Genomic DNA, 14718 nt, shown 5'->3' on the forward strand with positions numbered 1-14718 from the left:
TCGCATTCGCCGGACCGTTTGGCGATTTATGCCAAATCGCGGCGCGGATTCGGTACTCGGCCGGGTCCGGCGTGGTCATTATCCGATGAACGGGTGAGCAGGGGGCAGGGGAGGCAGTGGGTGTGGCGAACGACTGGCCGCTGGTCGGCCGCGAACAGGACCTGGCGTTCGCGCGCCGGGCGCTGGCCGACGCGGAGGTGTGCGGGCTGCTGCTGACCGGCCGGGCCGGCGCCGGCAAGACGCGGCTGGCCAAGGTGCTGCTGGCCGAGCTGGCCGACGGCGGCGCGCGCACGCACTGGGTGCGCGCGATGTCGTCGGCCTCGACGATCCCGTTCGGCGCCTTCGCCCACCTCCTGCCCGGCAGCGCGGACGGCACGGCCGACCGCGCCCACCGGCTCAACCAGGTGGCCGGCCACCTGACCCGCGGCGCGGAGGGCCGGCGGCTGGTGCTGTGCGTCGACGACGCGCACCTGCTCGACGACCTGTCCGCGACCCTGGTGCACCAGCTGGCCGCGACCGCGTCGGCGTTCGTGATCGTCATCGCGCCGCACGGGGTGAGCGTGCCCGACCCGGTGTTCGCGATGTGGAAGGACCGCGTCGCCGAACGGCTGGACGTCCGCGAGCTCACCCGGCCGCAGACCACCGAGCTGATCACCGCGGCCCTCGGCGGCCGGCTCGACGACGGCGCCGAGCACCGGCTCTGGCACCTGACCCTGGGCAATCCGCTGTTTCTGCGCGAGCTGGTGCAGGGCGGGCTCGACAGCGGATCGCTCTCGGGCGCGGACGGCGTGTGGCGCTGGAGCGGCACGCTCACCGCCACCCCGCGCCTGGTCGAGCTGATCGAGACCCGCACCGACCGGGTCGACGCCGACGAGCGGCGGCTGCTGGAGCTGCTGGCCTTCGGGGAGCCGCTGGGCAGCGAGCCGCTGGTGCGCCTCGGCGCCGGGCGCGTCCTGGCCTCGATGGAGCAGGCCGGGCTGGTGGTGTCCGAACGCACCGGGCGGCGGCTCGACGTCCGGCTCGCGCACCCGCTCTACGCCGAGGTGATCCGGCGCCGGACGTCCCCGCTGCGCCAGCGCGACACCTACCGGATCCTCGCCCAGACCCTGGACCTCACCGGCGCACGCCGCGCCGAGGACAAGCCGCGGCTGGTGCGCTGGCGGCTGGCGGCCGGGTTGCCGACCGATCCGCAGCTGGTCCGGGCCGCCGCCGAGACGTTGCTGCGCAAGGACTTCCCGCAGGCCGAGCAGCTGGCCGCGGAGGCGGTCCGGCTCAGCGGCGGGTTCGGGGCGAAGTTCCTGCTGGCCCAGGTCCGCGTCGCGGGCGGCCGGCCCGCCGACGCCGACGCGCTGCTGGCCGAGCTCGCGGGCGAGACGGTGTCGGACGCGCAGCACGCCCGTGTCGCGGCGACGCGGGCGCGGAACCTGGCGTTCGGCCTGGACCGGTTCGCCGACGCCGACGCGGTGCTGGACACCGCGGAGACGGCGGTGTCGGGACCACAGGACGACCTCGTGACCGCGCGGGCGGCGTTGCGCGCGGCGGCGGGAGCGTCCCGCGAAGCGCTCGAACTGCTCGGGCCGGTGCTGGACCGCAACCGGCGCGGTGACGCGCTGCGGCTGGCGGCGCTGGTCGTCGCGGCCGGGGCGCTGGCTTCGTCCGGGCGGACGGAGGCGTGCCTCGGCGTCGTCGAGGAGGGGCTGGCGATCGCGTCGCGGATCGCCGACGGTTCGGCGCCCGGGGCGCGGGTCCGGCTGGAACACGCGCGGATCGTCGCGCTGTGCCGGGCGGGCCGGCTGGAGGAGGCAGAGGACCGGGCCGGGGACGACTACCGGGACGCCGTCCGGGACCGCTGGGGCCCGGCGGTGGCCGGCGCGGCGGCGTCGCTCGGGACGGTCGCGCTGGCGTACGGCAACGTCCGGGGCGCGGTCCGCTGGCTGCGGGAGGCGTTGGCCGCGGACGCGCACGACCAGCCGTACGAGTTCCGGCCCGCGGTCGCCGCGGCCCTGGTCCGGGCGACGGCGATGAGCGGCCGCGTCACCGAGCCGTCGGGTGACTGGGACGGCGCGTGGGTGGCGGCGGCCCGCGGCGAGCTGTCCCGGGCGGCGTCCCTGGCCGCCTCGGCGGCCGCCGCCGCGGAAGCGGCCGGCCGGCTCGCGGTCGCCGCCGAGATCCGCCACGACCTGGTGCGCTTCGGCGTCGCCTCCCCGGATCCCGGTTTCGAAGGTGGACCGCTGGCCGAGCTGTACGCCGCGCACGCGCGGGCGCTGGCCGCCACGGACGCCGACGCACTGGACGCCGTCGCGTCGTCGTTCGCCGACCTGGGCGCGCGGCTGCTGGCGGCGGAAGCGGCAGCCCAGGCCTCCCGAGCCCACCGGGCGGCGGGCCTCAACGGCAGCGCGGCGACGTCGGCGCAGCGGGCCCGGGCGTGGCTCGCGTCCTGTGAGGACGCCGCGACGCCGGCGCTGGCGTTGCTGGACACCCCACTCGACCTGACGGTGCGGGAGCTGGAGATCGCGCGTCTGGTGGCGACGGGGCTGACGAGCCGGGCGGTGGCGGACCGGCTGGTGGTGTCGGTGCGGACGGTCGACAACGTGCTGCACGGCGTCTACGCGAAGCTGGGTATTTCCGGGCGGCGTGAACTGGCTTCGGTGGTAGGTCCGCTCGTGTCGGGGAGTAGTCCCGGAGACGGCCCATAGGTAGATCGTCTCGGTTCGGGGCGGTAAGCCGAGTACCCCGCTACTCATGACCCGGGCGGCCCGCGGCCCAAGACTGGATGACAACGGAGGGGCACGGGCTTCACCGAAGCGAAGGTCAGGAGTGCACAGGATGACGACTTCATCGGGCGACGTTTTCCAGAACGAGCAGGGCTCGGGCGGCTCGGGCGGGAACCAGTTCAACGAGCAGGCTTCCACGGGTGGGCGTGGGGACATCTTCCAGAACGAGCAGGGCTCGGGGGGTTCCGGTGGGAACCAGTTCAACGAGCAGGCTTCGACCGGCGGCGGTGGCGGGGACATCTTCCAGAACCAGCAGGGCTCGGGTGGCCACGGTGGGAACCAGTTCAACGAGCAGGCCTCGACCGGCGGCTCGGGCAACATCTTCCAGAACGAGCAGGGTTCCGGTGGGCACGGGGGCAACCAGTTCAACGAGCAGGCGTCCACGGGCGGCCGCGGCGGCGACATCTTCCAGAACGAGCAAGGTTCGGGTCGCGGGGGCAACCAGTTCAACGAGCAGGCGTCGGCCGGTCACCACGGTGACGTGTTCCAGAACGAGCAGGGCTCGGGCGGCTCGGGTGGCAACCAGTTCAACGAACAGGCCTCGACCGGCGGCCGCGGTGTGGGAGACATCTTCCAGAACGAGCAGGGTTCCGGTGGCCACGGCGGCAACCAGTTCAACGAGCAGGCTTCGACGGGCGGCCGCGGCGGCGACATCTTCCAGAACCAGCAGGGTTCTGGCGGTCACGGTGGGAACCAGTTCAACGAGCAGGCTTCGACGGGTGGCCGCGGCGGCGACATCTTCCAGAACCAGCAGGGTTCCGGCGGGCACGGGGGCAATCAGTTCAACGAGCAGGCGTCCACGGGCGGCTCGGGCAGCATCTTCCAGAACGAGCAGGGTTCCGGTGGCCACGGCGGGAACCAGTTCAACGAGCAGGCCTCGACCGGCGGCCACGGGAACATCTTCCAGAACGAACAGGGCCAAGGCCACGGCGGGAACCAGTTCAACGAGCAGGCCTCGACCGGCGGCCACGGGAACATCTTCCAGAACGAGCAGGGTTCCGGTGGCCACGGCGGCAACCAGTTCAACGAGCAGGCCTCCACGGGCGGCCACGGCAACATCTTCCAGAACGAGCAGGCCGGCGGCCACCACGGCGGAAACCAGTTCAACGAGCAGGCGTCCACCGAGCACCACGAGCACGAGCACCACCGCGCCGAGGAGCACCACCACGACCACGGCGCCGAGCACCACCACCACGACGTCGACCACTACTGAGCCGGCGTAGGAAAAGGGAGCGGTCATGCAGGAGCCGAGTGGCGGGGGGCGGATCGCCCTCGACACCCTCGACCTCGCCGTCAAGGGAGCGAAGGCCTACGGGCGGGACGACCTCGTCCAGCGCCTCACCGACGCCCGGCGCCTGCTGTCCGAGCCCGACGTCACCGTCTACGTGGTAGGGGAGTTCAAGCAGGGCAAGAGCTCGCTCATCAACGCCCTGCTGACCGCGAAGATCTGCCCGGTCGACGACGACATCGCGACCGCGGTGCCGACGGTCGTCCGGTTCGCGCCGGAGTCCGGGGCTCTGGCGACCTACGAGCCGGCCGATCCGTCGTCGCCGCCGTGGACCGAGCGGATCTCGCTCGAAGACCTCCCCGCCCACGTCAGCGAAGCCGGGAACCCCGGCAACCTGAGGAAGCTCAAGTCCGTGACCGCGTCGATCAGCCGCCAGCTGCTTTCCGGTGGGCTGGTGCTGGTCGACACGCCCGGCGTCGGCGGGCTCGGCTCGCTGCACAACGCCGTCACCGTCAGCTCGCTGCCGCGTGCGCACGCCGTCCTCTTCCTCTCCGACGCCTCCCAGGAGCTCACCGGCGCCGAGCTGCGGTTCCTCCGGACGGTCAAAGAGCTCTGCCCGACCGTCTTCTGCGTCCTCACCAAGATCGACCTCTACCCGCAGTGGCGCCGCATCCTCGAACTCAACGCCGGCCACCTCGAAGCGTGCGGCATCAGCATCGACACCGTCGCCGTCTCCTCCGAGCTGCGCACCGTCGCCGCCCGGTCGGCCGACCAGGAGATGAACGTCGAATCCGGCTTCCCGCAGCTGGTCAAGCGCCTGCAGGGGGTCGTCGGGGACGCCGAGCGGTCCGCGCTCAACGCCGTCGGGCTGCACGTCGGGTCCGCCGTCGGGCAGCTGCACGCCACCCTGCGGGCCCGCCGCACCTCGCTCGCGCACCCCGAGCAGTCCGCCGCGCTCATCGAGGAGCTCGGCCGGGTCAACGACCGCGTCGACGCGCTGCGCAGCCAGTCCGCGAAGTGGCAGCAGCTGCTCTTCGACGGCTTCGCCGACATTTCGTCCGATGTGGACTACGACCTGCGCGCCCGCTCCCGCGGCGTGCTGCACGAAGCCGAAGAGGCCATCGAAGAGGGTGACCCCGCCAAGAACTGGGAAGAGTTCGAGAAGTGGCTGCGCCAGCGCCTGGCCAACGAGACGCTGGAGAACTACACCGAGTTCGTCAAGCACGCCCGCGGGCTCGCCACGCGCGTCGCGGAGCACTTCGAGCTCGCCGAATCCCAGGCCGTGCTGCCGCGCGAGGTCCAGGCGCCCGTGAAAGTGGTCGAGGAGATCGACATCGACTCCTCCTTCACCGGCGTCAAGACCCGCGGCACCACCGGGATGGCCGCGTTCCAGAAGGCCTACAGCGGCTTCCTGATGTTCTCGATGCTGACGAAGATGGCCGCGCTGGCCATCCCGACCCCGTTCGGCATCGCCGCCGGCCTGCTCATGGGCCGCTCCGGCTTCCTCGACGAACGCAAGCGGCAGCTGGAAAAGCGCCGCTCGCTGGCCAAGACCGCGGTCCGCCGGTTCGTCGACGAGTTCAACCTGCAGGTCGGCAAGGACTCGCGCGACGCGATGCGGACCGTCCAACGAGAACTCCGCGACGCCTACAGCGCGCGCGTCGAAGAACTTCAGCGCTCCCTGACCGAAGCGCTGGCCGCCGCGAAGAAGGCCGTCGTCGACGACGAGGCCGAGGTCGGCGAGCTCAAGCGGCTGGAGGCCGACATCGACGCCCTCGAAGTGCTCGGCCGCCGCGCCGACGAGCTCACCCTGCGCAGTGCCCCGAAGCCGGTCCCGGCGGTGACGCGATGACCAGCCTCCACCTCCAGGTCCGCGGGTTCGTCGCCCGCGCGTGCGCCGGGTACGCGGGCACGCCCGCCGAGCCGCGGCTGCGGCAGATCGCCGGCCGGCTGGCCGAACCGCTGCGCGTCGCGATCGCCGGGCGCGTCAAGGCCGGCAAGTCCACCCTCCTCAACGCCCTCGTCGGCCAGGAGCTCGCGGCGACCGACGCGGGGGAGTGCACCCGCGTCGTCACCTGGTACCGCAACGGCCCGACCTACCGGATCATGCTGCACCCGGTCCGGGGCATGCCGCGCCAGCTGCCGTTCGGGCGGCTGTCCGGCACCCTCGGCCTCGAGCTCGGCATGGCGCCCGACGACGTCGAGCGGCTCGTCGTCGACTGGCCGTCGCCCGCGCTGCGCGTGATGACGCTGATCGACACGCCCGGGCTGGGTTCGGCGCGGGCGGCGGTCTCCGAGCGCACCGAGGTGGCGCTGGTGCCCGAGGGCGAGGGCGTCGGCACCGCGGACGCGGTGATCTACCTGATGCGGCATGTGCACGGCGACGGCGTCCGGTTCCTGGACGCCTTCCACGACGACCCGGCCCAGCGGCGCCCGGTCAACACCATCGGCGTGCTGTCGCGCGCCGACGAGGTCGGGCACGCCCGGGCCGACGCGCTGGACTCGGCGGCGAAGATCGCCCTCCGCTACGCCCGCGATCCGCGGGTGCGGGGGCTCTGCCAGACGGTCGTCCCGGTGGCCGGCCTGCTGGCCAGCTCGGCCGCGGCGCTGAAGGAGTCCGAGTACCGCGCGTTCCGGATCCTGGCCGCCGCACCCGAAGCGGAAACCGGCAGGCTGCTCACGTCGGCCGACCGGTTCGCCCGCGGTGCGTCCGAAGTGGACGTTCCGGCGGGTGAGCGCGCCGAGCTGCTGGGCCGCTACGGCCTCTTCGGCGTCCGGCTGGCGGTCGAGCTGACCCGCGGCGGCCACGTGACCGGCGCGCGGGCGCTGTCCGGCGAGCTGCTGGCCCGCAGTGGCCTGCACGGGCTGCGGTCGCTGCTGACCACGCAGTTCGCGGCGCGGGCGGACGTGCTCAAGGCGCGGTCCGCGCTGCAGGCGGCGGAGCTGGTGCTGCGCGCCTACCCGGACCGCACCGGCGGGCTGCTGCACGAGTGGGAGCGCATCGTCGCCGGGGCGCACGAGTTCGCCGAGATCCAGCTGATCGACTCGATCCGGCTCGGCGTCGTGCTGTTCACCTCCGACGAGGCCGGCGACGCGGAACGGCTGCTCGGCGCGGCCGGGGTGGACGTGCCGAGCCGGCTGGGCCTGCCGGCGGACGCGGGCCGCGCCGCGATCCGGCAGGCGCTCGGCACGCAGCTGCTGAGGTGGCAGCGGCGCGCCGAGCACCCCGCGTCCCCGCGGGACGTCCGCGACGCCGCCCGCGTCCTGGTCCGCACCTGCGAGGGCATCCTGCTCAGCGAAGCCCGGGCGGAGGTCCTGTCGTGAACGACGTGCCGAAGAAGATCAAGCGGGCGGCCCAGGCCGCCGCCGGCGCCGTCGCGTCGGAGGTCGCCGGGAACCTGCTCACCCCCGGGTCGCCGGGCGCGCCGCCCCCGCCCCCGCCTCAGCCGGAACCGGCCGCCGCGGAGACCCCGCACGAGTACGTGCCCGAGGTCGAGAGCAGCACCGTCACCCGCGGCGAGGACGGCCACGTCGAGGCGCAGACCGGCACGGTCTGGCACCCGGAGACGACCGACGGCCTGCCGCTGAAGGAGCTGCCCACCGTCGAGGAGTTCGAGACGATCGAAGTCCGCGAAGACGAGTTCGGCAACTTCGTCATCGACGCGACCGAGCGGTTCGTGGTGCACAACAACGGCCACGACGAGGTGTACACCGACCACCAGCACATCGTGGTGCCCGGAGACGGCACGCCGGGCGACACGGACATCGACATCGTGCAGGACGCCGACGTCGTCATCCACGAAAACCCGGACGGCACGATCACCGTCGAGCACCAGGGCTCGCTGACCTACGAACTCACCCCGGACGCGCCGGGCCACGGCGACATCGAGATCTTCCAGGAGGAGACGGTCATCCTCGACGAGGCCGAAACCGGCCCGCCCGGGATCGACGTCGGGGTGACCGTGGACCAGCAGGCCCGGGCCGACGACCCGTTCGGCGAGCCGGCCGGGCCGACCATCCACCAGACCGAGGTGATCGCCGACAAGGGCCGCGGCGCCACGGTGACCGCGCAGGTCACCGCGCCGGCGCCCTCGCTGCCCGGGACGCCGTCGCCGCCGGTGGTGACATTCAGCCGTCAGCCGTCCACAGTGGACACGCCGCCGCCGGCGCCGGTCGCGGTCGAGACGACGACGCTGGCCGCGTCGAACTCGCTCGCCGAGCACCCGGTGGTCAAGCACAGCTTCGCCACCCAGCCCGAGCCGGCGCACCACGACGCGGGTGAGGTCACCGGCAGCCACGCGCACCCGGTGGCGGAGAAACCCCCGTTCGAGCCACCGCTGCACCCCGAGCCGGCGCCGGAACACGTCCCGGAAGCCGGCCACCACCCGGACGTTCCGCCGGTGGAGCTGCCGGAGACCGCTCCACCGGTGGAACCACCACCGGAGCACGAAGCGCACCACGAGCACCTCGAAGACCCGGAACCCGAACCGGTTCCGGTGGAGCACCGGAGCATTGACCACGCGCACACCGCCGGCGGAGGCTGACAATGGGCTACGGACTGGGCATCGACCTCGGCACGACCTTCACGGCCGCCGCCGTCGACAGTGCCGGCCACGTCGAAATGGTGTCCCTCGGCGACCGCACCGCGGCCATCCCGTCGGTGGTGCTGCTGCGGGCCGACGGGAGCGTGCTGGTCGGGGACGCGGCGAGCCGGCGGGCGGCGGTCGAGCCGGACCGCGTGGCGCGGGAGTTCAAACGGCGCCTCGGCGACCCGACGCCGGTGCTGCTCGGCGGCGCGCCGCACTCGGTGGCGTCGCTGATGGCGCACCTGCTCGGCCACGTGGTGCGGACGGTCGCCGGGCAGCAGGGCGGCCGGCCGGACCGGATCACGCTGACCCACCCGGCGAACTGGGGTCCGTACAAGCGGGAGCTGTTCGCGCAGGTGCCGCGGCTGACCGGGATCGACCGCGTCGGCCTGATCACCGAGCCGGAGGCCGCGGCGGCGCACTACGCGGCGCAGGAACGGCTGGAGGACGGCGCCGTCGTCGCGGTGTACGACCTCGGCGGCGGCACCTTCGACGCGACCGTGCTGCGCAAGCGCGGCGGCGGGTTCGAGATCCTCGGCAGCCCGGAAGGCATCGAGGGGCTGGGCGGGGTCGACTTCGACGAGGCCGTGTTCGGGCACGTCGACCGCGCGCTGGACGGGAAGCTGTCGGAGATCGACCCGGACGACGCGGGCGCGGTGGCCGCGGTCGTGCGGCTGCGGCAGGAATGCGTGCTGGCGAAGGAAGCCCTCTCGGCCGACACCGAGACGGCCGTGCCGGTGCTGCTGCCCTCGGTGCAGACCGAGGTGCGGCTGACGCGTGGTGAGTTCGAGGAGATGATCCGCCCCTCGATCACCGCGACGATCGGCTCGCTGCACCGGGCGCTGCGCTCGGCGAACCTGCGCCCGGCCGACCTGGGCGCGGTGCTGCTGGTCGGCGGCTCGTCGCGGATTCCCCTGGTGTCACAGCTGGTCTCGGCCGAGCTCGGCCGCCCGACGGCGGTGGACATCCACCCGAAGTACGGCGTCGCGCTCGGGGCGGCGGCGCTGGCGTCGGGCCGGTCGGGACTGGTGCAGGCAACGCGTTCGCAGCCGGCGATCCAGCCGGTGCCGCCCCCGCCGACCCGGGACGTCGCGCGCGTGCCCGCGCCGCGTGAGGAGACCCGCGCGATGGCGGCACCGGGCTTCGGCGCGGGCGCGCCCCCGCCGGCGCTGGGCCGTGGCAAAGCGACCGCGGGTCCCGGCCGGAGAGCTTCGCGTCGCGGAGTGGTGGTCGGGCTGTGCGCGGTGGCGGTGGTGGCGATCGGCGGCGTGGCGGTGGCGGTGAGCAGCTCCGGCGGTTCACCCGGCTCGACACCACCGGCGTCGACGTCGGCCACGGAGACGCCGACGTTGGTGACGCTGCCGTCGCCGTCGGCTCCCGAGACGACGGCGCCGGTGGTGCCGGCGCACACGAACCCCCCGGCGCCGACGCATCGCAAGACCCCGCCGAGAACGACCACGCCGACCAGGACGACCACGCCGACGACGACCACGACCCCGACGACCACGACGAGCGCGAAGCCGACCACCTGAGGCCGGAGGGGGGTACGCCTGCCTCCACCAGCGGGCTTCAGGAAGGCGGCTGCCCGCCCAGCCGCCGGACGGCTTCGACGATCGCCGTGTTCGGCGCGCCCTTCACCAGGTACTCGGTGACGCCGGCCGCGGTGAGGCCGGCGATCGAGGCCCGGTCGGCGTAGGCCGAGAAGGCCAGGATGGCGGTGCCCGGGCTGCGCTGCGCGATCTCCCGCGCCGCGCGGGCGCCGCCGCCACCCGGCATCCGCACGTCGAGCACCGCGACCGCCGGCCGGTGCTGCTCGGCGAGCCGGATCGCCTCGTCCGCGTCGACGGCGACCGCGACCACGGCGATGTCCGGCTGCTCGTCCAGGACCTCCTTGAGGACGGCGCGGATCAGCTCGTCGTCGTCGGAGATCAGCACCCGCAGCTCGGTCACGGCTCGAACCCCGGCACGTCGGGCAGCATCGGCAGCCAGAACTCCACCACCGTGCCGCGGCCGGGCGTGCTGGTCACCGACAGCCAGCCGTGCGCGGCTTCGGCCCGCTCTCGCATCTCGACCAGCCCGAAGTGGCCCGCGCCCGTGTCGTCCGCGGCCATCCCGGCGCCGTCGTCGGTGATCCGCACCGACGTCCCGTTGTCCACTGTGGACATATCGAGGTCGACCCGGGTCGCGCGGGCGTGCTTGTGGACGTTCGCCAGCGCCTCCTGGCAGATCCGGTACACGGTGATCGCCGCCTCCGGCGACGGCTCGTCGGTGAGGCCGTCCCGCACCGAGTGCGCCAGGCCCCAGCGGCCCGCGACCTCTTCGACGTACCCGGACACCGCCTCCACCAGGCCGTGCCGGTCGAGCTCCGGCGGCCGCAGCCGGGACACCAGGCCGCGGAGCCTGCCGATCGCGGCCTGCACCGACTCGTCGAGCCCGGCGACGGCCGCGGCGTGCGGCGCGGGCAGCCGGGACGCCAGCAGCTGCAACCGCATGCCGACGGCCACCATGGACTGGATCGACTCGTCGTGGACGTCCCAGGCGATCCGGCGGCGCTCCACCTCCTGGGCGTCGACGAGGTGGCCGACGAGCCGCCGGCGTTCGCGCAGGGCCTGCTCGGCGTTGCGGCGCTCGGTCATGTCGCGGGTCACCTTCCCGAAGCCCTTCAGCTGCCGTTGTTCGTCGAACAACGCCGTGATCACGACGTTCGCCCAGAAGCGGCTGCCGTCCTTGCGCAGCCGCCACCCCTCGTCCTCGAGCCGCCCTTCGTCGACCGCGATTTCGAGCTCCCATTGCGGTTTCCCGGCCGCGACGTCCTCCGGCGGGTAGAACATCGAAAAGTGCTGTCCGATGATCTCCGCCGCCGACCAGCCCTTGATCCGCTCCGCGCCCGCGTTCCAGCTCGAGATGCGCCCGCCGGGGTCGAGCATGAAGATGCCGTAGTCCTGCACGCTCTGCACCAGCAGCCGGAACCGCTCTTCGCTCTCCCGCAACGCCTCCTCGGCGTTGCGGCGCTCGGTCAGGTCCCGGGTGACCTTCCCGAAGCCCTGCAGCCGCCCCTGTTCGTCGAACAACGCGGTGATCACGACGTTCGCCCAGAAGCGGCTGCCGTCCTTGCGGACGCGCCACCCCTCGTCCTCGACGCTCCCTCGCGCGACCGCGATCTCGAGCTCCCGCTCCGGCTTGCCCGCCGCGACGTCCTCCGGCGGGTAGAACGCGGAAAAGTGCTGCCCGATGATCTCCGCCGCCGGCCAGCCCTTGATCCGCTCCGCGCCGGCGTTCCAGCTGGCGATCCGGCCGCCGGAGTCGAGCAGGAAGATCGCGTAGTCCCGGACGCTCTGCACCAGCAGCCGGAACGGGGACTCGGCTTCCGACGTGAGGTCGCGCGTGACCGTTTCGAACCCCAGCAGGCCGTTGCGCTCGTCGAACCGGGCGGTGACCACGACGTTCGCCCAGAACCGCGACCCGTCCGGCCGCACCTGCCAGCCCTCGTCCTCGACGCGTCCCCGCGCGGCCGCGACCGCCAGCCGCTCCGCCGCGCCCGCACCGGGCGGCGACAGCACCGAGTAGTGCCGTCCGGCCAGCTCCGCCGCCGACCACCCGGTGATCCGCTCGGCTCGCGCGTCGCAGCTCGTCACGCGGCCTTCCGGATCCAGCGTCACGGTCCCGTGGTCCTCCATGCGGCAACTGTGCCGGATGTGCGCCCGGCCGGCACGACGTGCCGTGCGCGGCTCAGCCGGCCAGCTCGGCGGACGGGGCGGACAGCGCACACCAGACCACCTTTCCCGTGCCGTGGCGTTCGGTTCCCCAGGCGAGTGACAGCCGTTCGACGAGCGCCAGACCCCAGCCGCCGTCGGCGCCGGGCGGGCGCCGCACGGGCGGCGCCGGGTCGTCGTCGAAGACCTCGACGCGGACATGCCCGGCCCCGACGCTGAGCCGGAGCACCGGGCGGCCGCCACCGTGGCGGAGGGCGTTGGTCGCCAGCTCGGTGACGACCAGCAGCGCATCCTCGACGGCGGCGCCGGAGGCCCAGGCGGTCAGGGTGAGCCGCGCGAACCTGCGCACGAGGGCGAGCCCGCTCAGCGGGTCGGTGAGGGCGCACTCCGCGGTGAGCGGCGCCGGGATGTCCACGAGCTCAAGGGTGCGCGTCGGCGTCCGGGCGCACGAGATGCAAAACGCGGCCTCGCGGCTGGTGCAGGTGCATCAGGCGATGAGGCCTTCTCGTCTGGCGAGGGCGACGGCTTCGAGTTTCGGGCGTGCGCCGAGCTTCTCCGGCACCCGCCGCCCACCGCCGGCGTGCCGAAGTCCATCACCGCGCTCAGCCGGCCTTCCCGGCAGGCGGCCTCGCGGCTGATGCAGGTGCGTCAGGCGATGAGGCCTTCCCGCCGGGCAAGCGCGACGGCTTCGAGTTTCGAGCGTGCGCCGAGCTTCTCCAGCACCCGCTGTACGTGGTTGCGTGTGGTGTTGCGGGAGACGCCGAGGCGGCGGCCGATCTCGTCGGTGGTGGCGCCCTCGGCGAGCAGGTCGAGGGTTTCGCGCTCCCGCGCGGTCAGCTCCGCGCCGCGGGCGGGCGACCGGCCGGTGAGCCGGTCGAACACGGCCGGCAGCAGCTCGGGGTCGAAGACCACGCCACCGGCGGCCACGTCGCGCACCGCCGACTCCAGCACGCCGAGCTGGGACGTCTTGAGCAGCAGCCCCGCCCCGCCGGCCTTGGCCACCTGCACGGCGACCGCCGGGGTCGCGTCCCCGGTCAGCACCAGCACCCGCGCGCCGTCCTGGCCGAGCGCGGCGATGACCCCGAGGGCGTCGCCGTCGGGGAGGCGCCGGTCCAGCAGCACGACGTCCGGGTCGTGCGCGCGGGCGTCGGCGACCGCCTCCGCCCGGGAGCGGGCGCGGCCGACCACGGTGATCCCCTCGGCGCGCTCGAGCGCGAGCTGCAACGCCTCGGCCACCATGTCGTGGTCCTCCACCAGGAGGACGCGGATGGGGCTCGGGGCTTCGGCGCTGCTCACGGGGTTCCCTCGCTGGAGGAGTCGCTGACGACCCATCGTAGGCGCTCGGCGGGTTTCCCACCCGGGCGTCACTCCTCGATGGCGCCGCCGACGGCCCGCAGGTGCGCCCGGAAGGTCAGGCTCGGGTCCGACTCGCGCGCGGCGAGGAAGTCACCGAAGCGCACCTGGTCGCGCAGCGGCTCGCCGGCCCGGATCCGGTCGGCCTGACGGCGTTCGGTGTCGCGGATGCCCTCGGCGAGCGCGAAGAGCTCCTCCGCGCGGGCCAGCGGGACGAACAGGACGCCGTCGTCGTCGCCGAGCACGAGGTCGCCCGGCCCGATCCGCCAGGTCCCGACGATCGCTTCGGCCAGCCCGCCGTCGACGCGCGGGCCGAGGCTGAGCGGACCGGTCGGCAGCGAGCCGAGACTGAACACCGGCAGCCCGATCGCGCGGATGTCGGCGGTGTCGCGGTGCAGGCCCCAGATCACCACCCCGGCCAGCCCGGCCGAACGGGCTTCGAGCACCACGAGGTCGCCGACGCAGCTTTCGTCGAGCCGGCCGCCGTTGTCGACCACCAGGACGCCGCCCGGGGTGGCGTCTTCGAAGGCCTCGAGGAAGACATCGACGCTGCCGACGTGCCGGGCCGGGACGGCGGGCCCGAACACGCGCGTGCCGGGCACGACCGCCCGGGTGGGCGCGGGCGCGCAGCGCACCGGGAGGCCGGCGCGGATGCAGGCGTCGGCGAGGTGGGCGGTGGTCAGTGCGTCGAAGCGGGCGCTGAGGTCGGTCATGCTCCGAAGCTAACCACCGTTCGTGGTTTCGGCGGTCACCCAGGCCAGGTATTCGGCACTCCCGCCGACGATCGGGGTGGCGATGACCTCCGGCAGGTCGTAGCCGTGCCGCTGCCGCAGCCGTTCGCTCAGCGCGGCGACCAGCCCGGCGGTTGTCTTGATCTCGACGCGCCACTCCTGGTCGGTGCGCACCTCGCCTTCCCACCGATAGACGCTGGTGACCGGCCCGACAACCTGGGCGCAGGCCCCGAGCCGCGCCTCGATCGCATCCGCGGCCAGTTCCCGGGCCGCGGCTTCGGAGTCGGTCGTGGACGTCACGATCACGTGCTCAGCCGCCATGATGGCGAGGCT

12 protein-coding genes are annotated in these 14718 nt (G+C 73.6%); 6 read left to right on the plus strand and 6 right to left on the minus strand.

All coding sequences use genetic code 11. The annotated features are described in order from the left end of the window. Positions 1–122: 122 nt before the first annotated feature. The 6 genes from M8542_RS03860 (at position 123) to M8542_RS03885 (ending at position 10120) form a co-directional block, all read left to right on the plus strand. Positions 123–2696, plus strand: a complete 2574-nt coding sequence (locus M8542_RS03860; RefSeq protein ID WP_257918590.1) for an AAA family ATPase — start codon at positions 123–125, stop codon at positions 2694–2696. Positions 2697–2826: 130 nt separating this feature from the next. Beyond that, the gene (locus M8542_RS49825) at positions 2827–3987 is read left to right on the plus strand and encodes a putative sodium/potassium/calcium exchanger (RefSeq protein ID WP_276585953.1); all 1161 of its coding nucleotides are present in this window, start codon (positions 2827–2829) and stop codon (positions 3985–3987) included. 25 nt (positions 3988–4012) lie between these two features. Continuing rightward, entirely contained in the window at positions 4013–5854 is a 1842-nt protein-coding gene (locus tag M8542_RS03870) for a dynamin family protein (protein WP_257918591.1), read from the plus strand. Next, the gene (locus tag M8542_RS03875; protein WP_257918592.1) at positions 5851–7326 is read left to right on the plus strand and encodes a dynamin family protein; all 1476 of its coding nucleotides are present in this window, start codon (positions 5851–5853) and stop codon (positions 7324–7326) included. The genes M8542_RS03870 and M8542_RS03875 overlap by 4 nt, the downstream gene beginning before the upstream one ends. Continuing rightward, entirely contained in the window at positions 7323–8546 is a 1224-nt protein-coding gene (locus M8542_RS03880; RefSeq protein WP_257918593.1) for a hypothetical protein, read from the plus strand. Before M8542_RS03875 ends, M8542_RS03880 begins: the two co-directional genes overlap by 4 nt. A gap of 2 nt (positions 8547–8548) precedes the next feature. Beyond that, on the plus strand, positions 8549–10120 hold the full coding sequence (locus tag M8542_RS03885; protein ID WP_257918594.1) for an Hsp70 family protein: 1572 nt from the start codon (positions 8549–8551) through the stop codon (positions 10118–10120). Positions 10121–10157: 37 nt separating this feature from the next. Here M8542_RS03885 and M8542_RS03890 read toward each other — a convergent pair whose 3' ends face one another. The 6 genes from M8542_RS03890 to cutA all read right to left on the minus strand — a co-directional run bounded on the left by M8542_RS03890 (position 10158) and on the right by cutA (position 14706). After that, on the minus strand, positions 10158–10538 hold the full coding sequence (locus tag M8542_RS03890) for a response regulator (RefSeq protein WP_257918595.1): 381 nt from the start codon (positions 10536–10538) through the stop codon (positions 10158–10160). After that, a complete protein-coding gene (locus tag M8542_RS03895) occupies positions 10535–12265 on the minus strand; it encodes a PAS domain-containing sensor histidine kinase (RefSeq protein ID WP_257918596.1) in 1731 nt (576 codons plus the stop codon). Before M8542_RS03895 ends, M8542_RS03890 begins: the two co-directional genes overlap by 4 nt. A 52-nt stretch (positions 12266–12317) precedes the next feature. Then, on the minus strand, positions 12318–12716 hold the full coding sequence (locus M8542_RS03900) for an ATP-binding protein (protein ID WP_257918597.1): 399 nt from the start codon (positions 12714–12716) through the stop codon (positions 12318–12320). Between the two features lie 233 nt (positions 12717–12949). Beyond that, entirely contained in the window at positions 12950–13597 is a 648-nt protein-coding gene (locus M8542_RS03905; protein WP_257918598.1) for a response regulator transcription factor, read from the minus strand. Positions 13598–13665: 68 nt separating this feature from the next. Beyond that, on the minus strand, positions 13666–14367 hold the full coding sequence (locus M8542_RS03910; RefSeq protein ID WP_257918599.1) for an RraA family protein: 702 nt from the start codon (positions 14365–14367) through the stop codon (positions 13666–13668). A gap of 9 nt (positions 14368–14376) precedes the next feature. Beyond that, the gene (gene cutA / locus M8542_RS03915) at positions 14377–14706 is read right to left on the minus strand and encodes a divalent-cation tolerance protein CutA (RefSeq protein WP_257918600.1); all 330 of its coding nucleotides are present in this window, start codon (positions 14704–14706) and stop codon (positions 14377–14379) included. Positions 14707–14718 lie beyond the last annotated feature (12 nt).

The organism is Amycolatopsis iheyensis, assembly GCF_024703995.1.
Lineage (GTDB): Bacteria > Actinomycetota > Actinomycetes > Mycobacteriales > Pseudonocardiaceae > Amycolatopsis > Amycolatopsis iheyensis.